This is a genomic window from Amycolatopsis nigrescens CSC17Ta-90, assembly GCF_000384315.1.
Lineage (GTDB): Bacteria > Actinomycetota > Actinomycetes > Mycobacteriales > Pseudonocardiaceae > Amycolatopsis > Amycolatopsis nigrescens.
In genome coordinates this window covers 362,327-381,971 of the sequence record NZ_ARVW01000001.1, presented here as the reverse complement: position 1 = coordinate 381,971, position 19,645 = coordinate 362,327, and the positions used below count along the sequence as shown (strand labels likewise).

The 19,645-nt window shown below is 70.5% G+C and carries 25 protein-coding genes; 11 read left to right on the top strand and 14 right to left on the bottom strand.

What is annotated here, in order from left to right; genetic code table 11:
- The first annotated feature begins 22 nt into the window (after positions 1-22).
- Genes AMYNI_RS0101785 through AMYNI_RS0101775 form a run of 3 tightly spaced genes read left to right on the top strand, consistent with a single transcriptional unit; the run spans position 23 to position 1,059 of the window.
- Complete coding sequence (locus tag AMYNI_RS0101785) at positions 23-223, top strand: hypothetical protein (protein WP_020666246.1); 201 nt, start codon at positions 23-25, stop codon at positions 221-223.
- Positions 224-232: 9 nt separating this feature from the next.
- Positions 233-691 (top strand): guanyl-specific ribonuclease, encoded by a 459-nt coding sequence (locus AMYNI_RS0101780; RefSeq protein ID WP_020666245.1) that lies wholly within the window; start codon positions 233-235, stop codon positions 689-691.
- Positions 688-1,059, top strand: a complete 372-nt coding sequence (locus AMYNI_RS0101775) for a barstar family protein (RefSeq protein ID WP_020666244.1) — start codon at positions 688-690, stop codon at positions 1,057-1,059. Before AMYNI_RS0101780 ends, AMYNI_RS0101775 begins: the two co-directional genes overlap by 4 nt.
- Positions 1,060-1,119: 60 nt before the next feature.
- Here AMYNI_RS0101775 and AMYNI_RS0101770 read toward each other — a convergent pair whose 3' ends face one another.
- The 9 genes from AMYNI_RS0101770 to AMYNI_RS50745 form a co-directional block, all read right to left on the bottom strand.
- Positions 1,120-1,893 carry an enoyl-CoA hydratase family protein gene (locus AMYNI_RS0101770; RefSeq protein ID WP_020666243.1) on the bottom strand — a complete coding sequence of 258 codons (774 nt, stop codon included), beginning with the start codon at positions 1,891-1,893 and terminating at the stop codon, positions 1,120-1,122.
- A 69-nt stretch (positions 1,894-1,962) separates the two neighbouring features.
- Positions 1,963-2,604, bottom strand: coding sequence for a hypothetical protein (locus tag AMYNI_RS0101765; RefSeq protein ID WP_051116258.1), 642 nt, complete (start codon positions 2,602-2,604; stop codon positions 1,963-1,965).
- Positions 2,605-2,828: 224 nt separating this feature from the next.
- Positions 2,829-3,578 (bottom strand): sirohydrochlorin chelatase, encoded by a 750-nt coding sequence (locus AMYNI_RS0101760; RefSeq protein WP_020666241.1) that lies wholly within the window; start codon positions 3,576-3,578, stop codon positions 2,829-2,831.
- The gene (locus AMYNI_RS0101755) at positions 3,575-4,837 is read right to left on the bottom strand and encodes a sulfate adenylyltransferase subunit 1 (protein ID WP_020666240.1); all 1,263 of its coding nucleotides are present in this window, start codon (positions 4,835-4,837) and stop codon (positions 3,575-3,577) included. Before AMYNI_RS0101755 ends, AMYNI_RS0101760 begins: the two co-directional genes overlap by 4 nt.
- Positions 4,837-5,766, bottom strand: coding sequence for a sulfate adenylyltransferase subunit CysD (cysD, locus tag AMYNI_RS0101750; protein ID WP_020666239.1), 930 nt, complete (start codon positions 5,764-5,766; stop codon positions 4,837-4,839). Before cysD ends, AMYNI_RS0101755 begins: the two co-directional genes overlap by 1 nt.
- Before the next feature lie 11 nt (positions 5,767-5,777).
- Positions 5,778-6,473, bottom strand: a complete 696-nt coding sequence (locus tag AMYNI_RS0101745) for a phosphoadenylyl-sulfate reductase (protein ID WP_020666238.1) — start codon at positions 6,471-6,473, stop codon at positions 5,778-5,780.
- Complete coding sequence (locus AMYNI_RS49955; RefSeq protein WP_020666237.1) at positions 6,470-6,631, bottom strand: hypothetical protein; 162 nt, start codon at positions 6,629-6,631, stop codon at positions 6,470-6,472. Before AMYNI_RS49955 ends, AMYNI_RS0101745 begins: the two co-directional genes overlap by 4 nt.
- Positions 6,628-8,328: a nitrite/sulfite reductase gene (locus AMYNI_RS0101735; RefSeq protein ID WP_020666236.1), complete on the bottom strand. Its 1,701-nt coding sequence runs from the start codon at positions 8,326-8,328 to the stop codon at positions 6,628-6,630. Before AMYNI_RS0101735 ends, AMYNI_RS49955 begins: the two co-directional genes overlap by 4 nt.
- Before the next feature lie 133 nt (positions 8,329-8,461).
- On the bottom strand, positions 8,462-8,575 hold the full coding sequence (locus AMYNI_RS50745; RefSeq protein WP_425387897.1) for a putative leader peptide: 114 nt from the start codon (positions 8,573-8,575) through the stop codon (positions 8,462-8,464).
- A 113-nt stretch (positions 8,576-8,688) separates the two neighbouring features.
- Here AMYNI_RS50745 and hemW point away from each other — a divergent pair, with 113 nt between their 5' ends.
- Positions 8,689-9,906 (top strand): radical SAM family heme chaperone HemW, encoded by a 1,218-nt coding sequence (gene hemW / locus AMYNI_RS0101730; protein WP_020666235.1) that lies wholly within the window; start codon positions 8,689-8,691, stop codon positions 9,904-9,906.
- Here the strand turns inward: hemW and AMYNI_RS0101725 are convergent.
- Positions 9,903-10,307: a MerR family transcriptional regulator gene (locus tag AMYNI_RS0101725; RefSeq protein ID WP_020666234.1), complete on the bottom strand. Its 405-nt coding sequence runs from the start codon at positions 10,305-10,307 to the stop codon at positions 9,903-9,905. The two genes, hemW and AMYNI_RS0101725, sit on opposite strands and share 4 nt — an antisense overlap.
- A 59-nt stretch (positions 10,308-10,366) precedes the next feature.
- On the opposite strand from AMYNI_RS0101725, the gene AMYNI_RS0101720 reads away from it, so the two are divergent.
- Positions 10,367-11,113 carry a methyltransferase domain-containing protein gene (locus AMYNI_RS0101720; RefSeq protein ID WP_020666233.1) on the top strand — a complete coding sequence of 249 codons (747 nt, stop codon included), beginning with the start codon at positions 10,367-10,369 and terminating at the stop codon, positions 11,111-11,113.
- 3 nt (positions 11,114-11,116) lie between these two features.
- On the opposite strand, the gene AMYNI_RS0101715 is transcribed toward AMYNI_RS0101720, so the two are convergent.
- A complete protein-coding gene (locus AMYNI_RS0101715) occupies positions 11,117-11,809 on the bottom strand; it encodes a TetR/AcrR family transcriptional regulator (RefSeq protein WP_245573851.1) in 693 nt (230 codons plus the stop codon).
- 128 nt (positions 11,810-11,937) lie between these two features.
- On the opposite strand from AMYNI_RS0101715, the gene AMYNI_RS0101710 reads away from it, so the two are divergent.
- The 3 genes from AMYNI_RS0101710 (at position 11,938) to AMYNI_RS0101700 (ending at position 13,589) form a co-directional block, all read left to right on the top strand.
- Positions 11,938-12,366, top strand: coding sequence for a YybH family protein (locus AMYNI_RS0101710; RefSeq protein ID WP_020666231.1), 429 nt, complete (start codon positions 11,938-11,940; stop codon positions 12,364-12,366).
- Positions 12,363-12,713, top strand: coding sequence for a hypothetical protein (locus AMYNI_RS0101705; protein WP_020666230.1), 351 nt, complete (start codon positions 12,363-12,365; stop codon positions 12,711-12,713). Before AMYNI_RS0101710 ends, AMYNI_RS0101705 begins: the two co-directional genes overlap by 4 nt.
- Positions 12,714-12,869: 156 nt before the next feature.
- Positions 12,870-13,589 (top strand): S1 family peptidase, encoded by a 720-nt coding sequence (locus AMYNI_RS0101700; RefSeq protein ID WP_020666229.1) that lies wholly within the window; start codon positions 12,870-12,872, stop codon positions 13,587-13,589.
- Positions 13,590-13,622: 33 nt separating this feature from the next.
- On the opposite strand, the gene AMYNI_RS0101695 is transcribed toward AMYNI_RS0101700, so the two are convergent.
- A complete protein-coding gene (locus tag AMYNI_RS0101695; RefSeq protein ID WP_020666228.1) occupies positions 13,623-14,528 on the bottom strand; it encodes a bile acid:sodium symporter family protein in 906 nt (301 codons plus the stop codon).
- Positions 14,529-14,733: 205 nt separating this feature from the next.
- Between AMYNI_RS0101695 and AMYNI_RS0101690 the strand changes: the two genes are divergently transcribed.
- Both AMYNI_RS0101690 and AMYNI_RS0101685 read left to right on the top strand, forming a co-directional pair.
- Positions 14,734-15,549, top strand: coding sequence for a siderophore-interacting protein (locus tag AMYNI_RS0101690; protein ID WP_020666227.1), 816 nt, complete (start codon positions 14,734-14,736; stop codon positions 15,547-15,549).
- 48 nt (positions 15,550-15,597) lie between these two features.
- Entirely contained in the window at positions 15,598-16,833 is a 1,236-nt protein-coding gene (locus tag AMYNI_RS0101685; protein ID WP_020666226.1) for a serine hydrolase domain-containing protein, read from the top strand.
- Between the two features lie 29 nt (positions 16,834-16,862).
- Here AMYNI_RS0101685 and AMYNI_RS0101680 read toward each other — a convergent pair whose 3' ends face one another.
- Positions 16,863-17,708, bottom strand: coding sequence for an SCO6745 family protein (locus AMYNI_RS0101680; protein WP_020666225.1), 846 nt, complete (start codon positions 17,706-17,708; stop codon positions 16,863-16,865).
- Positions 17,709-17,774: 66 nt separating this feature from the next.
- Here AMYNI_RS0101680 and AMYNI_RS0101675 point away from each other — a divergent pair, with 66 nt between their 5' ends.
- Complete coding sequence (locus AMYNI_RS0101675) at positions 17,775-18,641, top strand: GNAT family N-acetyltransferase (protein WP_020666224.1); 867 nt, start codon at positions 17,775-17,777, stop codon at positions 18,639-18,641.
- Here the strand turns inward: AMYNI_RS0101675 and AMYNI_RS0101670 are convergent.
- Positions 18,638-19,636, bottom strand: coding sequence for a TIGR03842 family LLM class F420-dependent oxidoreductase (locus AMYNI_RS0101670; protein ID WP_020666223.1), 999 nt, complete (start codon positions 19,634-19,636; stop codon positions 18,638-18,640). The two genes, AMYNI_RS0101675 and AMYNI_RS0101670, sit on opposite strands and share 4 nt — an antisense overlap.
- Positions 19,637-19,645: the final 9 nt, after the last annotated feature.

Sequence of the window (19,645 nt, the reverse complement as noted above, 5' to 3'; positions counted from 1 at the left end):
ATCCTGTGCGTACCATCGCAGCGTGCTGGATGGACTGACCGACTGGTGGGACCGGGTGGAGCTGTGGCTCGCCCAGCTGTGGTTTCCGGTGCAGTTCGTCCTGGTCGTCGCGGTGCTGGCGCCGCTGTGCCTCGGTGTGGCCTGGCTGATCGACCGCGTGGTCGACCGGCTCTCCGGCTGGTTCCGCTCGGCCCGCGACGAGGACCCTCCGAGCCGGTCATAAGGTGCACCAATGGTCAACAAGAGGCGGATCCGGATCACCGTCGCTCTGATCGGGCTCATCGTGCTCGTGCTGGGTGGCTGGCTGATTCAGCAGGCGAACACCGGCGACGGCGGGCCCGCCCCCGCCGGTTCCCCGACGGCGTCGGGCACGGGTACCGCCGTGGTGGCCGGGATGGACTCGGGCCTGCCGGTGAAGGGCCTGTCCAGCCTCCCGCCCGAGGCCGCCGACACCTGGAAGCTGATCAAGTCCAACGGTCCGTTCCCGTTCCAGGGCAAGGACGGTTCGGTGTTCGGCAACCGGGAGCGGCAGCTGCCCCAGAAAAAGCAGGACTACTACCAGGAGTACACGGTGAAGACGCCGGGCAGCGCGGATCGCGGCGCTCGGCGGCTGGTCACCGGTCAGGCAGATGAGCTGTACTACACGGGGGACCACTACGCGTCCTTTGTAGTCGTGGACCCGAAACGGTGAAGCCGGTGGATGACGCGAAGACGGCGGCCCAGAAGGCCAAGGCGCGCGGCGGATACCCGCACGTGCTCAACGGCGGTGCGGCACGGGACAAGGCTTCGGCGATGGACGCCATCGCCGAGGCGCTGTCGTTTCCGGAGTGGTTCGGGCGCAACCTGGACGCGCTCTACGACTGCCTGACCGATCTCGACTGGCTGCCGACCGGCGAGCACGTGCTGATCTGGGCTGGCTCGGACGCGCTGAAGGAGGCGGACCCGCGGGCCTACCTGTCGATCCGCAGCGTGCTCTCCGACGCGCAGCGGGCGCTCAGCCCCGGTGGCGACCGCGCGGCGAACCGCCGCTACCTCACCGTGGTGCTCACCGAATCCTAACCGGCAAATAGCCGGCTTTTCGCCCCTAGCCAGACGGGCAAATAGCCGGCTTTTTGCCCGTCAGTCGTGGGGGACCCAGGCGGGTTTGCGTTTCTGGGCGAAGGCGGTGATGCCTTCCTGGGCTTCTTCGCTGGCGAAGAAGCGGGCGGAGTAGGCGGTCATCTCCTCGAAGCCGTCGGACGGGGTGGCAGGCTGGGGACGGCTCAGCAGCTCCTTGGTGGCCGCGAGCGCCTGCGGGCCGCCGAGGGCGAGTGCGTCGACGTAGCGGGCGACCGTGCCGTTGAGGTCCTCGGCCGGTACCGCGGCGTTGATCAGGCCGATCCGGGCGGCCCGTTCCGCGTCGAAGGTGTCGCCGGTGAGGAACAGCTCGTGCGCGGCCCTCGGCTCGACCCGGGGGAGCACGGTCAGCGAGATGACCGCCGGCACCACGCCGATGCGGACCTCGCTGAACGCGAAGGTCGCCTCGTGCGCGGCGACCGCGATGTCGGTGGCCGCGACGATGCCGATACCGCCCGCCCTCGCCGGGCCCGCCAGCCTGGCCACCACCGGCTTCGGGCTGGTCCACAGCCGCTCCAGGATCTGCGGGAACTCGTTGACGCCCTGGTCGCCGGCTCCGGCGCCGCGGGCCTCCTTGAGATCCATACCTGCGCAGAACACCGGGCCGGTATGGGTGAGCACGATCACCCGCACGTGCTCGTCGCCCGCCGCCCGCTCCAGCGCGGCGAGCAGCTCACGCCGCAGCTGGGCGGACAGCGCGTTGCGGTTGTGCGGGGAGTCCAGCGTGATCGTGGCGGTGCCCGCCGCCACCGAGTAGTGCACCAGTTCGTCAGCCATGCCGACACCCTGGCACATCGGCGGGCGCCCGCCCGGGAGACCTGGCTCACCCGGGCGGGCAAGCACCGGTCAGCCGATGGTGGTGGTGGTGAACACCGGGCTCGGGTTGGGGAAGCAGGCGGTGGGTGCGGAGATGTCGACGATCTGGTTGACCACCGCGGTGAAGGTGACGCCCGGGTCGGCGTAGCTGGTGCCGCCCAGCTTCGACTCGATGGTGCCGGAGTCGCCCGCGGTCAGGTGCACGGTCACGGTTGGCAGTTCGAACTGCGCGCCGCCGGCGATCGGGCCGGGGAAGCTGAGGGTCGCGACCCCGTTGGCTACGTCGATCTTCGGCGGGGTGGAGCCGAGACCGGAGCCGCCGGTGAGGTCGGCGCTGACGTAGCTGGAGTTGGCCGGCACCGGGATCTTCAGCGCGAAGTCCTTGATGTGCTTGACCTTGTAGCCGCTCGCCTCGCTGGGCACGGTGTTCACGGCCGGGTCGACCACGATGTCGAGCGTGCCGCCGGGGGCGACCGTGGCCGGCGCGGTCACGTCCGCACCCTGTTTGAAGCTGAGGTGCTGCGGGCCGACGACCGGGGCGTTGGCTTCGCAGTCGAGGTTGACGTCGAACGGAGCCGCGGACGCCGGCGAGGCGAGGGCGGCGATCGGCAGGAGCGCGAAGGTGGCGCAGGTGAGCAGACGGGCACCGGAGTTGCGCAAGGCTGACTTCATTTCTTCCACCTAGGAGTAGCAGGGGGTGAGCAGGGGTGAGAAAGGTGAAGCGATACCAACTTGGCGGCGCGACTAGATAGTTACCGGCAGGTATCAAAACGCGTCAAGTTTTCATATTTACCATGCGCGCCGAGTAGGCCAAATGGGAAAAATCGCCCATGAAATGCGCAACCCCCTGCGCCATCCGGGTAGGTTCCGGTGGCGGAAAGTTGGCGATCCGCTGGTCAGGCGGAGACGGCCCGGACGGCCAGCGCCTGCTGGTAGCGGCGCAGGACGAGCTCGGCCACCCGCGGCTCCGGCCCCAGCGGCGCGGCCATCGGCACGTTCCCGGCCAGTGCGGCGATGCGGTCCGGCAGCAGGCCGGGGGCGAGGAACCAGGACGCGACCGCGATCCGCCGCGCGCCGCGCGCCCGCAGCTCGGCGAGCGCAGCCGGCACGTCCGGCCTTGCCGCGGAGGCGAACGCCGGAGCGACCAAGCCGGACGTGCCAGCCACCGGCAGCCGGCGCCGCCAGTGCCTGGCCAGCCCGGACACCACGGCGTTGGCCTCGGTGCTGGAGGAGCCGACCGCGGCCAGCACGATGCCCAGCTCCGGGTCGTCCAGTTCGACGCCGGTCGCGGCCAGCCGGTCCAGGGCGACCGCCTGCAATGCCGGGTCCGCGCCCAGCACCTCCGAGACGGACACCCGGAACCCCGGCCGCCGCGCGGTCACCTCGGCCACCAGCGCGGGCAGATCGACGCGAGCGTGGAACGCGCTGCCGAGCAGCAGCGGCACCACCACGGCTTCGGCATGACCCTCGGCGTGCAGCTCGCGCAGCACCGTGGTCACCCGCGGCTCGGACAGGTCCAGGAACGCGGTCCGGACGTCCAGCTCCGGCGCACTTCGCCGGACCGCGGCCACCAGCTCGCGCACGGTGGCCGCGGACCTGGGGTCCCGGCTGCCGTGCGCGACGGCGACCAGCGGCGGGCCGCTCACGCGAACCGCTCGCCGACCAGTCCGGCGGCCAGGGTGTCGCCGTCCTTGGGATCGATCACCAGGAACGCCCCGGTGCGCGGGATGCTGCCGTAGTCGTCCACCGGGATCTTCTCCGAGGTGCGCAGCACCACCCGGCCGATGTCGTTGAGCACCAGCTCATCGGGAGCATCCACAGTGGACAGAGTCTGCTCGTCGAAGCGGGCGGTGATCTGCTCGACCAGTGCCTGCACAGTCCTCGCCCCGTGCTTGACGAGCACCCTGGCACCCGGCCGAAGCGGGGTGCTGGAAAGCCAGCACAGCGCCGCGGTGAGCTCGTCGGTGACGGTGGGCGGGGCGTCCGCGGCGGCGATCAGGTCGCCGCGGGAGATGTCCAGCTCGTCTTCGAGCAGGACGGTGACCGAGGCGCCGGAACCAGCTTCGTCCAGCGGGCCGTCCGCGGTGTCCACTCTGGACACCCTGCTGCGCAGGCCTTGGGGCAGCACGATCACCTCGTCCCCGGGACGCACCGTGCCGGAGGCGATCTGACCGGCGTAGCCGCGGTAGTCCGGATGTTCGGCGGTCCGCGGCCGGATCACGTACTGCACCGGGAAGCGGAACGGCGCGTCGTGCGGGTCCGGGGCCACCGGCACCGACTCCAGGTGCTCCAGCAGCGTCGGGCCGGAGTACCACGGGGTCAGCTCCGAGCGGGTCGCCACGTTGTCGCCGTGCAGCGCCGACACCGGGATCGTCCGCACCGCGTCCTCGTGGTAGCCGAGGGAAAGGGCGTGCGCGGCGAACTCCTTGGCGATCACGTCGAAGGTGGCCTGGTCGTGCCCGACCAGGTCGATCTTGTTCACCGCCAGCACCAGCTGCGGGACCTCGAGCAGGGCGAGCACGGCGGCGTGCCGTCTTGTCTGCTCGAGCACCCCCTTGCGCGCGTCCACCAGCAGCACCGCCAGCTGCGCGGTGGACGCCCCGGTCACCGTGTTGCGGGTGTACTGCACGTGCCCCGGCGTGTCCGCGAGCACGAAACTGCGCTTGGGCGTGGCGAAGTAGCGGTAGGCGACGTCGATCGTGATGCCCTGCTCGCGTTCCGAGCGCAGCCCGTCCACCAGCAGCGAGAGGTCCGGAGTGGACAGTCCGCGGTCGACGCTCGCGCGCTGCACCGCGTCCAGCTGGTCGGCCAGCACGGACTTGGTGTCGTACAGCAGACGACCGACCAAAGTGGACTTGCCGTCGTCCACGCTGCCCGCGGTGGCCAGTCTCAACAGGCTCGACATCAGAAGTAGCCCTCTCGCTTACGATCTTCCATGGCCGCTTCGGAAAGCCGGTCGTCGGCCCTGGTCGCCCCTCGTTCGGTGAGCCTGCTGGCCTGCACCTCGGCGATCACGTCCTGCACGGTGAGCGCGGTGGACTCCACCGCCCCGGTGCACGAACCGTCGCCGACGGTCCGGTAGCGCACGGTCAGCTCCTGGACCGGCTCGTCCGGCCGCGGCCCGCCCCACGGGCCTTCGGTGAGCCACATGCCGTCCCGCCGATACACCGCGCGCTGGTGCGCGTAGTAGATCGACGGCAGCTCGACGTTCTCCCGTGCGATGTAGTGCCACACGTCGGCCTCGGTCCAGTTGGACAGCGGGAACACCCGGACCTGCTCGCCGGGGCGGTGCCTGCCGTTGTAGAGGTTCCACAGCTCCGGCCGCTGGCGCCGCGGTTCCCACTGCCCGAAAGCGTTGCGCAGGCTGAAGATGCGCTCCTTGGCGCGGGCGCGCTCCTCGTCCCGGCGGCCGCCGCCGAACACCGCGTCGAACTTGTGCTCGGCGATGGTGTCGAGCAGCGGCTGGGTCTGCAGCGGGTTGCGGGTGCCGTCCGGGCGCTCGGCCAGCCTGCCGTCGTCGATCCAGTCCTGCACCCGCGCCACGACCAGCCGGAGCCCGTACTTGGCCACCACCCGGTCGCGGAACTCGATCACTTCGTCGAAGTTGTGGCCGGTGTCCACGTGCAGCAGCGGGAACGGCACCGGTGCCGGCCAGAACGCCTTGATCGCCAGGTGCAGCAGCAGGGTGGAGTCTTTGCCGCCGGAGAACAGGATCACCGGGCGGTCGAACTCGCCCGCCACCTCCCGGAAGATGTGGATGGCCTCGGATTCCAGCGCCGCCAGGTTGTCCTTCGCGGCGTCAGCGGGTGACACCGCCGGTTCGAGCGTGGTCATGACGTCCCTTCTCAGCCGTGCAGGCCGCACTCGGTCTTGGACTGCCCGGCCCAGCGACCGCTGCGCGGATCCTGGCCCGGCGCCACCTTCGCGGTGCACGGCGCGCAGCCGATGGACGGATAACCCGCCGATACCAACGGGTTCTCCAGGATGCCGTGCTCGCGGATGTAGCCGTTGAACTCCTCGTCGGTCCACGGGGCGATCGGGTTCACCTTCACCAGGCCGTTGCGCTCGTCCCAGGTGACGATCGGGGTGTTCGCCCGCGTCGGCGCGTCCACCCGGCGCACCCCGGTGACCCAGGCGGAGTACCTGGCCAGCGTGTTGCGCAGCGGCACCACCTTGCGCAGGTGGCAGCACTGGGTCGGGTCGCGGTCGTGCAGCTTCGGCCCGTACCGCGCGTCCTGCTCGGCCACGCTCTGCTCGGCCTGCGCGTTCACGATGGTGATCTCCGGGTAGACGTGCGCCACCGCGTCGCGCGTGCCGATCGTCTCCGCGAAGTGGTAGCCGGTCTCCAGGAACAGAACGTCCACATCGGACTTGACCTTGGTGGCAAGGTCGACCAGCACGGCGTCCTGCATGTTCGACGCGACGATGAAGTCGTCACCGAAGGTCTCGGCGGTCCAGACCAGTGCCTCCTCCGCGCTGGCGTCGGCGAGTTCCTGGCTCGCCCGTTCGGCGAGGGTTCGGTAGTCGGCGGTCGCAGTCATTGCGAGGTCACCTCCGGGAGGGAAAGTCCGGCGAACTTCACCGAGAAGACGCGGCGGCATGCGGTGCACAACCAGGCGTTCGGGGTCTCTTCCTCCGGACGGAGGTCCTCGTCACCGCAGTAGGGGCAGTAAAACGGCGTCGCGCGCTCAGTCGTCATTGAAGCGCGCTTTCCTCGGCCCTGGCAACCCATTGTGCGAACCGCTCGCCCTTTTGGCGCTGTATCACGAAGTTACGTACCAATCGCTCGACATATCCGGTCAGCTCCTCGGAAGTGACCTTGTGCCCGCGCAATTTCCGGCCGAACCCGGCGTCCAGGCCGAGGCCGCCGCCGAGGTGCACCTGGAAGCCCTCCACCTGGTTGCCGTCGGCGTCGGTGACGATCTGGCCCTTGAGCCCGATGTCCGCGGTCTGGATCCGGGCGCAGGAGTTCGGGCAGCCGTTGAGGTGCACGCTCACCGGCTGGTCGATCCCGGCCTGGATGTCGGCCAGCCGCTTCTCCAGCTCCTCGACCAGTTCGAGCGCGCGGGCCTTGGTCTCCACGATGGCGAGCTTGCAGAACTCGATCCCGGTGCAGGCCATCACGCCACGTCGCCACGGCGAAGGCTCGGTCTGCAGGCCCAGCTCGGCCAGCTCGGTCCGCAGGCCGCCGAGTTCGCTTTCCGGGACGTCGAGCACGACCAGCTTCTGCTGCGGGGTGAGCCGCACCCTGGACGAACCCGCCCGCTCCGCGGCCTTCGCCACGGCGAGCAGGGTCGAGCCGGACACCCGGCCGGCGACCGGCGCGGCACCGAGGTAGAACTTGCCGTCCACCTGGCGGTGCGCGCCGACGTGGTCGAGCGGCTGCGCCGGTACCACGGGGGCGGGGCCGTCGACCAGCTTGCGCTTGAGGTACTCGGTTTCCAGCACTTCCCGGAACTTTTCCGCGCCCCAGTCCTTGACCAGGAACTTGATCCTGGCCCGGCTGCGCAGCCGGCGGTAGCCGTAGTCGCGGAAGACGCTGATCACGCCCTCCCAGACATCCGGCACCTCCGCCAGCGGGACCCAGGTGCCGAGGCGCTGGCCGATCATCGGGTTGGTGGACAGGCCGCCGCCGACCCACAGGTCGAACCCGGGACCGTGCTCGGGGTGCTCGACTCCGACGAAGGCGATGTCGTGCACCTCGTGCGCGACATCGGGTTGGCCGGAGATCGCGGTCTTGAACTTGCGCGGCAGGTTGGCGAACTCGGGCTTGCCGATGAAGCGGCGCTTGATCTCGTCGATCGCCGGGGTGCCGTCGATGACCTCGTCCGCGGCGATACCGGCCACCGGGGAGCCGAGGATCACCCGCGGGCTGTCCCCGCAGGCTTCCATGGTGGTCATGCCGGCCTTCTCCAGCTTGTTCCAGATCGCCGGCATGTCCTCGATCTGGATCCAGTGGTACTGGATGTTCTGTCGGTCGGTGATGTCCGCGGTGTCCCTGGCGTGGGTCTGCGAGATCTCGCCGAGCACCCCGAGCTGGTCGGTGCTCAGCGCGCCGCCGTCGAGGCGCACCCGGAGCATGAAGTACCGGTCGTCCAGCTCCTCCGGCTCCAGGGTGGCCGTGCGGCCGCCGTCGATACCGGGCTTGCGCTGGGTGTAGAGACCGAACCAGCGGAACCGGCCGCGCAGGTCGCCGGGGTCGATCGAGTCGAAGCCGCGGTGCGCGTAGATGTTCTCGATCCGCGCCCGGACGTTCAGCGGGTGGTCGTCCTTCTTGGAGCGCTCGTTCGGGTTGAGCGGCTCCCGGTAACCAAGCGCCCACTGCCCTTCACCGCGGCGTTGCTTGGCACGCGCGGGACGGCTTGCGGTCGGGCTCTGACGGGTGGGCGAGGCCATAGGTGGTCCTCCGGGTGCGTCTTGGAGGCGTCGGCGCACCGTGAAAGCCCTGGTCTGAACCGTGGCGGGAGCTATTCGCGGCGCACCCGGCGCCGTCGGTCCGTGCTCGTGAGCAGGTGGTGGGCGGCGGGAATCAGCTCTTCGCCCGGCACAGGGCGCTGGAGACTCGCTGGAAGTCGACGTGGCGTCGAACCACGAGGAGGACACCGGCGTAAGTCACGTCCCCAAGGGTGCCACCGGCCCACATCGTGGTCTAGCGATGTTCAGAGGGTGGGATAGGTATCACTTTGAAAAAAAGTACTGGTAGATGGAGCCCGCCGCGGTCAAAGTCGCTGGTACCGGCTTTGACACACTGGTGCGGTGCCCCTGCGTTCCCCCGAACCGACCATCCCCGCCGGCAGTGTCCTGCCCGGCGCAGCCCTGGAAGGGCTCGGTGCCCGGCCGTTCGGCGTGTACGTGCACGTTCCCTTCTGCGCGACCCGCTGCGGCTACTGCGACTTCAACACTTACACCGCGGGGGAGCTCGGCTCGTCGTCCTCGCCGGCGTCCTGGCTGGAGGCCGTGCGCCGCGAGTTCGACCTGGCCGCCCGCGTGCTCGGCTCGCCGCCCGCGGTGGACACCGTGTTCGTCGGTGGCGGCACGCCGTCGCTGCTCGGCGCGGACGGGCTCGGCTCGGTGCTCGGCGCGGTGCGGGACACGTTCGGGCTGGCGCCCGGCGCGGAGGTGACCACCGAGTCGAACCCGGAGTCGACCTCACCGGAGTTCTTCGCCGGAATCCGCGAGGCCGGGTTCACCAGGGTCTCGCTCGGCATGCAGTCGGCGGCGCGGCACGTGCTGCGGATACTGGACCGGACGCACACGCCCGGCCGCCCGGTGGCCGCGGCGGGCGAGGCGCGGGCCGCCGGGTTCGAGCACGTCAACCTGGACGTCATCTACGGCACGCCGGGGGAGCGGCCTGCGGACCTGCGCGCGTCGCTGGACGCGGTGCTGGAAGCCGGGGTCGACCACGTCTCCGCCTACGCGCTGATCGTGGAGGACGGCACCGCGCTGGCCAGGCGGGTGCGCAAGGGCGAGCTGCCCGCCCCGGACGACGACGTGCTGGCCGCGGACTACGAGCTGATCGACGAGGTGCTCGCCTCGGCCGGGCTGAGCTGGTACGAGGTCTCCAACTGGGCGAGCACGGCGGACGCGCGCTGCCGGCACAACCTGGGCTACTGGCGCGGCGGCGACTGGTGGGGCGCCGGGCCGGGGGCGCACAGCCACGTCGGCGGGGTGCGCTGGTGGAACGTCAAGCATCCGGCCAAGTACGCGGCCGAGCTCGCGGAAGGGCGCTCCCCGGCCGCCGACCACGAGGTGCTCACCGCCGAGGACCGGCACCTGGAGCGGGTGATGCTGGAGCTGCGGCTGGCCGAAGGGCTCGCCCTGGACGCGCTCGACGCGGCCGGGATCGGTGCGGCGCGGGCCGCCGCGGCGGAGGGACTGCTGCACGGCGACGCGCTGGAGTCCCGCTCCCGCGCGGTCCTCACCGACCGCGGCCGGCTGCTCGCCGACGGCGTCGTCCGCCGACTGGTCGGCTAGCGCTCGGCCGGGATCCGGTCGGCGAGCTTGCGCCGGAAGTGCGGGCAGGTGAAGAAGTCCTCGCTGGTGCAGTCGATCGCGTGCGCCAGCGCCTGCCGCGCGGCTTCGGCACTGGTGATGCGCTCGGTCAGCGCGACGTGCTGGGCGCGCAGGGCCGCGCGGCGGGCGAGCGGGTCGTCGGTGCCCAGCACCTCGTGGATCTGCTCGAGGCTGAAGCCGAGTTCCTTGCCCTGCAGGATCAGCGCGATCCGGGTGACGTCGGCGGGCCCGTAATAGCGCCTGCCCCCGGCGGTCCGCGGCGGGCTGAGCAGCCCGGCCGTCTCCCAGTGCCGCAGCACGTGGGTCGGCAGCCCGAACCGGCCGGCCAGCTCGCCGATGGTGAACGCGGTACTTGACTTCATGTCGACATGAACTCACAGGCTGGGCTCCGACCGCAATCGAGCACCCGTGGAGGACCCCGATGACCCGAGAGATCGAAGCGCTGGCCGTGACCATGGACGTCTTCGGCGAGCTGCCGGTGGCGCGACTGGTGGCCGCGCGCGCCGACGAACTGCTCGACGTTTCCGAGCACGACACGGTGGTCGACGTCGGCTGCGGGCCCGGTGCGGCGGTGGCCTCGCTGAGCGCCCGCGGGGTCCGTGCGATCGGGGTCGATGTCAGCCCGGAGATGCTGGAGATCGCCGCGCGCCGGCATCCCGGCTGCGAGTTCCGGGTCGGTTCGGCGACCGAGCTGCCGCTGGAGACCGGCGGCATGCGCGGCTACCGCGCGGAGAAGGTGCTGCACGCGGTGGCGGATCCGGCCGCGGCACTGGCCGAAGCCGCGCGGGTGCTTGCGCCCGGCGGCCGGATCGTGCTGGTGGGCCAGGACTGGGAGCTGCTCGCGGCGGACGCGGACGATCCGGTGCTCACCCGCGAGGTGCTGGCCGGTGCCGCGGCCGGCATGCCCAGCCCGCGCAGCGCCCGGCGGTTCCGGAACCTGTTGCTGGACGGCGGTTTCACCGGCGTCGAGGTCGAGGTGCACACCCTGCTGTGCACGGCGGCGTCCGGCGCGGCGCTGCTGCCGGCGATCGCCGGGGGAGCGCTCCGCAGCGGGACGGTCGACCCGGTGGCGCTGGAGGGCTGGCTCGCCGAGCAGGAACGGCGGATCGAAGCGGACCGCTTCTTCGCCGCGGTGCCGTTGTTCGTGGCGTCCGCCGATCGGCCGTGACGGCTACTCGTCCCTGGTGAGGCCGCGGAGCATCATGTCCAGCCCGAAGGTGAAGCGTTCGGCGGCGGTCTCCCCGTTGAGCAGGTCGCCGGCGGCGAGCATGTTGGGGAACGCGTCCGGCGGCAGCGCGCTCATGTACTGCCAGGTCTGCTCGCTTCGCCGGCGCGTCTCCTCCAGGTCCACCTCGCCGGAGGACCACACCGAGCCCTCGTAGGCGAAAGCCTTGGTGTACAAGGCCAGCGCGTCCGCGGCGAAGACCGCCCGCCGATGCGACAGGCCGCCGGCGCGGAGCAGCTTCATCAGGGTCTCGAAGTGGCCCAGCGCGTGCGCGCCGACCGGCACCATGGTCTCCCAAGCCACCCTGGCGATACCGGGATGCGCCAGCATGACCTCGAGCTGACCGCCGAGCAGCTCCTTGACCTGGGTGTCCCAGCGCTCCGGGTCCGGCTCCGGCAGCGGCACCCCGGCCAGCACCTGGTCGAACATCAGGTCGTGCAGCTCGGTCTTGTTGGACACGTGCGCGTACAGCGACGCCGGTCCGGTGCCGAGCGCGGTCGCGACCCGGCGCATGCTCACCGCGTCGATGCCCTCGGCGGCCAGGATGTCCAGCGCGGTTCGTACGACCAGCTCCTGCGAAAGCTGCGGTTTTCCGGTCCGGCGCGCGGTGCGCTGCCAGGGCGGTGCCGGTAGGTCCACTCCATCACCTTCGTCTCGGCGGACGTTCTCGGCGAACGTCTCGGCGAACACTGTACTTGACGCGAACGGCGTTCGAGTATAGAACGGTGTTCGTAAAACGAACGCCGTTCGAAACCTGGGAGACCAAGATGACCGACACGACCATCGCCGAGGCCGAAATCGCCGAAGTGCTCGCGGGAATGTACGAAGCGTGGAACGCCGGCGACGCGGCCGCGTACGCCGCGCACTTCACCGAGGACGTCAACTACATCCCCTTCTTCGGTGTCGCCGTGCCCGGCCGCGCCGCACTGGAAGAGGGGCATCGCGCTCTGTTCGCCGGCCCGATGAAGAACTCCAAGCTGGTCGCCGGGGACGTGCCGCCGAAGTTCACCTTCGTCCGGCCGGACGTGGCGATCGTGGTGGCTGGCGGGGGATCCGCGCTGGACGGGGCCGACAAACCCCAGCCCGGCCGGGAATCCACGCTGACCTACGTTTTCGTCCGGGAGCCGGCCGGCTGGCTGGCCGCCTCCTTCCAGAACACCCGGGTGCAGGACCCGACCGCGGGCCGGCCGCGGTGACCGCGCCGATGGTCGAGGTCTCCGCGGTGGTGCCGGCGGCGCCACCGGTGGTCTGGGAACGGCTCGCCGCCAAGTTCGCGGAGCTGTACCCGCCTTCGCCGCACGCACCGAAGCTGGAGCTGGACCGGGAAGGTCTGCGGCTGGCCGCGCAGGGCGGCTGGTGGTACCGCGGGGAGTACGCGGTGGAGGCGCATCCGGATGGCAGCCGGGTGACCCATCGGGTGCGCAACGTGGCGAAACGGGGGCGCTGGGCGGTGCCGCTGGCGAACCGGCTGTTCATCGGGTTCCGCGAACAGACCGAGACGGGCTTCGGTGATCTCATGACGGCGGTGACCCGCGCGCTTTAGTCCACTATGGACGTTGGCGGTGCTGTCCCGACGAAGGTCGCGACCTTGGCCGTTTCGCGACCTTCGTCGCTACCGCCTCCGCTCGGCATGGCGTGATGCTTCTCACGCTCTGTTCCTCCCCTGTGCGGCGTTTTCGCCGCGGAATCGAGAAGAAGAATGCGTTTCGTCAGACTTGGGCTCGCCGCGGTCGGCGCGGCTCTGGCCCTCACCGGTATGGCGGCACCGGCTGCAACAGCGGCCACCGAGCCCACCGGTGTCGAGCCGGCCATCATCGGCGGCAACCTGGCCAGCAACGCCCCGTGGGCGGCCCGGCTGTTCGTCAACGGCCAGCAGAACTGCTCCGCGACGATCATCGCGCCGCAGTACATTCTGACCGCGAAGCACTGCGTGAGCGGTTCCGGGACCTACACCTTCCGGATCGGCAGCCTGGACCAGACCAGCGGCGGCACCATGGCCACCGGCACCACGATCACCCGCAACGGCTCCGCGGACATCGCGATCGTGAAGCTGGACCGCTCGGTGAACGCCACCTACGCACCGCTCGGCCAGTCCGCGGACGTCCGCACCGGGCAGTCCGTGCAGGTCTACGGCTGGGGCGCCACCTGCACCAACCAGCCCGAGATCAACTGCCAGTCGCGTTACCTCAAGTACGCCAACGTGAGCGTCACGTCGGTCTCGTGCAGCGACTACAACGGCGGCGTGGCGGTCTGCGCGAACCGCGGCGACGGCATCACCGCGGGCGGGGACTCCGGCGGCCCGATGTTCGCCTCCGGCAAGCAGGTCGGCGTCGCCTCCACGAGCGACCGGGCGACCCGGACCGCGTACACCAACATCACCCGGTACCGCAGCTGGATCTCTTCGATCGCGGGAGTCTGACGTCAGGTGTCCGGGATGGGGTCGAGGGCGGCCCTATCCCGGACTCGGCGCGACCACGGTCGCGTCGAGTCCTTCGGTCCGCGCCTTCCTGGCGACGAACAGGCCGAAGGCGCCGGCGGTGAAGAACATCAGCACGCCGTAGACGGCGCCGGGGACGGCGATCTCCCCGCTGTTCAGCAGGGCGGGGCTCAGCGCGATGGTGGTGGCGAGGGTGCTGTTGTGGATGCCGATCTCCATCGCGGAGGCCACCGACTGGCGGCGGTTCACCCGGAACAGCCGCGGCGCGAAGTAGCCGATGGTCAGTGACAGCACGCTGAACACCAGCGCCGCGATGCCGACCTCGCGCAGGTAGCCGCCGATATTGGCGCGCTCCTGGAAGATCGCGACCCCGATCGTGCCGACCAGGAAGACCACCGAGAGCAGCCGGACCGGCGCGCGCATCCGCGCAGCGAAGGCGGCTGCTTTCGCGTGCACCAGCATGCCCAGCGCCACCGGGACCAGCACGATGGCGAACACCTGCAGCATCTTGCCGAACTGCAGGGAGATTCCGGTGCCGTCACCGAGGAAGCGGGCGATCGACCAGTTCACCACCAGCGGCAGCGTGAACACCGCGAGCAGCGAGTTGATCGCGGTCAGGCTGACGTTCAGCGCCACGTCGCCGTGCGCGAGGTGGCTGAACAGGTTCGCCGTGGTGCCGCCCGGTGCGGCGGCGAGCAGCATCATGCCGACCGCCAGTTCCGGGGCCAGGTCCAGCGCGACGACGAGGCCGAAGCAGATCGCGGGGAGCAGCAGCACCTGGCAGGCCAGTGCGACGACCACCGCGCGCGGATAGCTGAGCACCCGGGTGAAGTCGCTGCGGCTCAGCGAAAGCCCGAGGCCGAACATGATCACGGCCAGCGCGGCCGGCAGCAGTACGGTGGTGATCGCGGAAGAAGTCATCCCGGCCTCCTGGTCGGACAATTTCGGACAGCGCGAATAAACCGGGCAGTACAGGCAGAGCATGACAAAACAGGCATTCGATCTGCCTTCATGCTCAACGACGGGATGCGACGGACGTCACGCCTCCGGGTGAGGTCGCCGGGGCACGCGGCGACTCATTAGGGTAGCCTTAGCTCAATAAAGAACCAGTAGCAGAGGAGCCCCCATGGCGGATACGCCCGCGCGCAAGGCCAGGCCGGTGATCACCCTGCGCGTGCTGCGCACCGAGCAGCTGACCCCGCACATGATCCGGGTGGTCGCCGGTGGCGAGGGCCTGTCCACGTTCACCCCCAACGGGTTCACCGACGCCTACGTCAAGCTGCTGTTCAAGGTGCCGGGGGTGACCTACCCGGAGCCCTTCGACATGGAGACGGTGCGCGCGGAGCTTCCCCGCGAGCAGTGGCCCAAGACTCGGACCTACACGGTCCGCTACTACGACCAGCGCGCCGGCGAGCTGGCGATCGACTTCGTCTACCACGGTGACGAAGGGCTGGCCGGCCCGTGGGCCGTGGCCGCGAAGCCCGGTGACGAGCTGCTGCTGCTCGGTCCCGGTGGCGCCTACGCGCCGCAGGACGACACGGACTGGCACCTGCTGGTCGGCGACGAGGCGGGGCTGCCCGCGATCGGCGCGGCGCTGGAGGCCGTCCCGGCCGGTGCGCCGGTGCGCGCGCTGATCCTGGTCGAGGACGCGTCCGAAGAGCAGATGCTGAGCACCAAGGGCGACGCGCAGATCACCTGGCTGCACCGCAGCGCGGGCGCGGACCTGGTGGCCGCGGTGCGCGAGCTGGAGTTCGGCGACGGCGTGGTGCAGGCGTTCGTGCACGGCGAGGCCGGTTTCGTCAAGGAACTGCGGCGGCACCTGCTGACCGAGCGCGGGATGCCGAAGGAACTGCTGTCCATCTCGGGCTACTGGCGGCGCGGCAAGGACGAGGACGGCTGGCAGGCGGAGAAGGCGGCCGACCGCGCCAAGGAAGGCAAATAGCCGGCTTTTCGCCCTTCCGGTCCGCGCGGTCTCGGGTAGAACTTGACCATGGCGACCGAACTGGACCTGGCCGATCCCGTCGAACTCGGCTTCGACCCGGACCGGCTGACGCGTATCGAGCCGTACCTCGCCCGCTACGTCGACGACGGCCTGCTGCCCGGCTGGCTGGCCGTGGTCGCCCGCAACGGGCGGGTCGCGTATGCCGCCCGCGGCGGGCAGCGCGACCTCGAAGCCGGGCTGCCGGTGGAGTGGACCACGCGCTGGCGGATCTACTCGATGACCAAGCCGGTCACCTCGGTCGCGGCCATGATGCTGTTCGAGGAGGGCGGTTTCGAGCTGACCGACCCGATCGCGCGCTGGCTGCCGGAGTTCGCCGAGCCGCGGGTGTACGCCAAGGGCTCCGGGCTGCGGCCCTACACCGAGGCCGCGGTGGAGCCGATCCGGGTGTGGCACCTGCTCACCCACACCGCCGGGCTGACCTACGGCTTCCACCACGCGCATCCGGTGGACGAGATGTACCGGGCGGCCGGTTTCGAATGGGACACCCCGCCGGGGCTCGACCTCGCCGCCTGCTCCGAGGCGTGGGCCGGGCTGCCGCTGGTGCACCAGCCGGGCGCGGAGTGGAACTACTCGGTGGCCTCCGATGTGCTCGGCCGGCTGGTCGAGGTGGTGTCCGGGCAGACGCTGGAGGAGTTCTTCACCCGGCGGATTCTCACCCCGCTCGGCATGTGCGACACCGGCTTCCAGGTGCCGGAGGAGGAACTGGGCGAGCTCGCCGCGATGTACGTCGCGCGGCCGGACACCGGCAAGGCGGTGCGCAGCGACGCGTTCGGCATCGTGGGGCAGCGACGGCCGGACTGCCTCTCCGGTGGCGGCGGGCTGGTCTCCACCGCCGCCGACTACCACCGGTTCACCCGTTTCCTGCTCGGCGAAGGTGAACTGGACGGGGTCCGACTGCTCTCGCCCCGCACGGTGCGGCTGATGGCGAGCAACCACCTGCCAGGGCACGCCGACCTGGAGGCGTTCGGCCGCCCGCTGTTCGCGGAGATGCCGTTCGACGGGCACGGTTTCGGCCTCGGCTTCTCCGTGCTGGAAGACCCGGTGAAGGCGAAAACCCTTTCCAGCAAGGGCGAAATCGCCTGGGGCGGCGCGGCCAGCACCGCGTTCTGGGTGGACCCGGAGGCCGGGGTCAGCGCGTTGTTCTTCACCCAGCTGCTGCCCTCGAGCACCCACCCGATCCGCCAGCACCTGCGCCGCCTCGTCTACTCGTCCCTCGTCGCCTGAACGGGGCTGCCAACTTCGGTGTCGAGGGGTCAGGGCCGCGGCGCCCCCATCGGGTTCGGCAGCGGGATCGCGCCGTCGTCGAAGATCCGGCGGCTCAACGGGACGGCGATCCGCTCGAGCTCGGCGGCGCCGTCCGCACCGAGTGCTTCGAGCGGACCGGTGGCGATGCGGTCGGTCTCGTCCTCGATCCGTTGGCGCAGCGCGATTCCCGAGTCGGTGAGCTGCAGATCGTGATCGAGGACGCCGCTGCCGGTCAACCGCGCGACGCTCTCGTCCCAGTCGTCGTCGGTCCAGCCGCGGTTGATCTGGATGACCTCGCGCGTCACCGCCCCGCTGCCGATGTGGGTCAGCGTGGTTTCGAGCCCGCGCAGCCCGGCGGCGACGGCGGAGAGCACGTGACCGTCCCCGCGATGCTCACGCAACACCGTTGCCGCCAACCAGACCCGCCCGGCCGGGGTGACCGGACGGGCGACCGAAGACCAAGCGGCGGCGAGTGGCCTCGCCGCGTAATCGCAGCCGGTGACGGCCTGTTCGAGCAGGTCGGCGAGTTCTTCGAACGGCGCATCAGCGGGCAGGATCCGGTTCAGGGCCACCTCGACGGCCGCCATCCGGCTCTGGAGCACGACCGCCGGTTCGGCGTACTTCCACGCATCGGGCAGGGATCGCGCGACCATTCGCGGGGCGAACCCGAAGAGCATCGCGGTCACCGGCGGTTCCGGCAGCGGCCCGAGCGGCGCGACCCGCCCGGCGAAGTAGCCCATCCACCAGCTCGGCAAGCCCACCGCCTTGGCCGCGGCCGCCGTCTCGGGAGCGAAGTAGACGACGGCGTGCAGTGGCTCGACCGCCTCCCAAAGGCGGCGCTGAAGTGACGTCATGCCCTCATCTTGGCCGCACCGAAAACCGGATGCGAACGCCTCGTGCGGTGGTATGTGATCACGGGTATGGCGATCACGTTGGACAAACCGGGAGTAGACGGGCTGAACGAGGCCGTCGCCGAGCTCCGGGAGTGGCAGCACGAAGGGGTGGCGTGGCAACTGCATCCCGGTGACGTGGGCTGGTTCTGGCGGTTCGGTCCGGAAGCGACCGCCGCGGCGGTCCGGACCTGGAGCCGGGACGGCCGGATTCTCGCTTTCGGACTGCTGGACGGAGCCGACCTGCTGCGGCTGACGATCGCGCCGGACGCCCGACGGGATGAGGAGCTGGCGCGGCGGCTGGTGGAGGACGTGATCGAACCGGAGCGCGAAGTACTGCCGCCGGGAAAGGTGTCCGTCGAGTCACCGAAGGACGCGCTGATCGAGGACCTGCTGTCCGAACACGGCTGGTTCACCGACGAGCCGTGGACGCCGCTGCGCCGTGACCTCGCCGAGCCGGTGCAGGCCCCGGACCTGCGGATCGAGGTGATCGGGCCGGAGCGGGGACACGTGCACGCCGCCCTGGTTCGCGCATCGTTCGACAGGTCGACGTTCACGGAGGAACGCTGGCACGCGATGGCGGCCGGACTGCCGTACACCGACGGCCGGTGCCTGGTCGCCTACGACGACCATGACGAAGCGGTAGCGGCGGTCACGGTGTGGTCGGCCGGTCCGGGGAAGCCCGGGGTGCTCGAGCCGATGGGGGTGCACCGGGACCATCGCGGTCACGGCTACGGCAGGGCGATCACCGTCGCAGCGGCGGCCGCGCTCCAGGAACTCGGCTCGTCGAGCGCGGCCATGGCCACCCCGAGCTCCAATGTCGCCGCCGTCGCCACCTACAAGTCGAGCGGCTTCCAAGCACTCCCCGAAATCCGGGACCGGACCCGCGACGCCTAGGCGGTGAGTTTGGGGATGATCTGGTCGCCGTATGCGGTGAGGGTCTGGTCGCGCTGGTCGTGCATGAGGTAGAGCGCGAACTGGTGCACGCCGAGCTCGGCTAGCTCCTGCAGCCGCTGGACGTGCGCGGCGGCCGGGCCGAGCAGGCAGAACCGGTCCACGATCTCGTCCGGCACGAACCCGGTGGACGGGTTGCCGGCGCGGCCGTGGTGCGAGTAGTCGTACCCCTCCCGCCCGGCGATGTAGTCGGTCAGCTCGCGGGGCACCGAACCGCTGTCCCCGTACCGCCTCACCAGGTCCGCCACGTGGTTGCCGACCATGCCGCCGAACCAGCGCAGCTGCTCGCGCTGGTGCGCCAGATCCTCGCCGACGTAGGCAGGCGCGGCCACGCAGATGGTGATGCCACCGGGGTCGCGCCCTGCCGCCCGCGCGGCTTCCCGCACGGTGCCGATGGTCCAGCGCGCGATGGCAGGGTCCGCGGTCTGCAGGATGAACCCGTCGGCGTGCTCACCGACCATCTTCAGCGCTTTCGGCCCGTACGCGGCCATCCACATCTCGAGCCTGCCGTCGCGGACCCACGGAATGCGCACCGCGGTCTCGCCGAGGGTCGCTTCCCGCCCCTCGGCCAGCTCCTTGATCACGTGCATGGCCTCGCGCAGGTTGGCCAGGGTGGACGGCGGCTTGCCGATCACCCTGTCCGCCGAGTCCCCGCGGCCGATCCCGCACACCATCCGGTTGCCGAACATGTCGTTCAGCGTGGCGAAGGAGGAGGCCGTCACCGACCAGTCCCTGGTGCCGGGGCTGGTCACCATCGGCCCGACCATCAGGGTGGACGTGGCCGCCAGTATCTGCGAGTAGATGACGAACGGCTCCTGCCACAGGATGCACGAGTCGAAGGTCCAGCCGTAGCCGAAGCCGTGGTCCTCGGCCGCCTTCATCAGCCGCACCACCTCCCGCGCCGGCGGGTCGGCCTGCAGCACCAGTCCGAAGTCCATGTCGTCCCC

Coding starts and splice junctions, on each gene's coding strand:
- AMYNI_RS0101735 (WP_020666236.1), bottom strand. CDS start 8,328: ATGGCCTCGCCCACCCGTCAGAGCCCGACCGCAAGCCGTCCCGCGCGT.
- AMYNI_RS0101700 (WP_020666229.1), top strand. CDS start 12,870: ATGCGTTTCGTCAGACTTGGGCTCGCCGCGGTCGGCGCGGCTCTGGCC.
- AMYNI_RS0101725 (WP_020666234.1), bottom strand. CDS start 10,307: ATGAAGTCAAGTACCGCGTTCACCATCGGCGAGCTGGCCGGCCGGTTC.
- AMYNI_RS0101765 (WP_051116258.1), bottom strand. CDS start 2,604: ATGAAGTCAGCCTTGCGCAACTCCGGTGCCCGTCTGCTCACCTGCGCC.
- AMYNI_RS0101680 (WP_020666225.1), bottom strand. CDS start 17,708: ATGACGTCACTTCAGCGCCGCCTTTGGGAGGCGGTCGAGCCACTGCAC.
- AMYNI_RS49955 (WP_020666237.1), bottom strand. CDS start 6,631: ATGACGACTGAGCGCGCGACGCCGTTTTACTGCCCCTACTGCGGTGAC.
- AMYNI_RS0101720 (WP_020666233.1), top strand. CDS start 10,367: ATGACCCGAGAGATCGAAGCGCTGGCCGTGACCATGGACGTCTTCGGC.
- cysD (WP_020666239.1), bottom strand. CDS start 5,766: ATGACCACGCTCGAACCGGCGGTGTCACCCGCTGACGCCGCGAAGGAC.
- AMYNI_RS0101755 (WP_020666240.1), bottom strand. CDS start 4,837: ATGTCGAGCCTGTTGAGACTGGCCACCGCGGGCAGCGTGGACGACGGC.
- AMYNI_RS0101695 (WP_020666228.1), bottom strand. CDS start 14,528: ATGACTTCTTCCGCGATCACCACCGTACTGCTGCCGGCCGCGCTGGCC.
- AMYNI_RS0101780 (WP_020666245.1), top strand. CDS start 233: ATGGTCAACAAGAGGCGGATCCGGATCACCGTCGCTCTGATCGGGCTC.
- AMYNI_RS0101710 (WP_020666231.1), top strand. CDS start 11,938: ATGACCGACACGACCATCGCCGAGGCCGAAATCGCCGAAGTGCTCGCG.
- AMYNI_RS0101770 (WP_020666243.1), bottom strand. CDS start 1,893: ATGGCTGACGAACTGGTGCACTACTCGGTGGCGGCGGGCACCGCCACG.
- AMYNI_RS0101690 (WP_020666227.1), top strand. CDS start 14,734: ATGGCGGATACGCCCGCGCGCAAGGCCAGGCCGGTGATCACCCTGCGC.
- AMYNI_RS0101685 (WP_020666226.1), top strand. CDS start 15,598: ATGGCGACCGAACTGGACCTGGCCGATCCCGTCGAACTCGGCTTCGAC.
- AMYNI_RS0101675 (WP_020666224.1), top strand. CDS start 17,775: ATGGCGATCACGTTGGACAAACCGGGAGTAGACGGGCTGAACGAGGCC.
- AMYNI_RS0101745 (WP_020666238.1), bottom strand. CDS start 6,473: ATGACTGCGACCGCCGACTACCGAACCCTCGCCGAACGGGCGAGCCAG.
- AMYNI_RS50745 (WP_425387897.1), bottom strand. CDS start 8,575: ATGTGGGCCGGTGGCACCCTTGGGGACGTGACTTACGCCGGTGTCCTC.
- AMYNI_RS0101670 (WP_020666223.1), bottom strand. CDS start 19,636: ATGGACTTCGGACTGGTGCTGCAGGCCGACCCGCCGGCGCGGGAGGTG.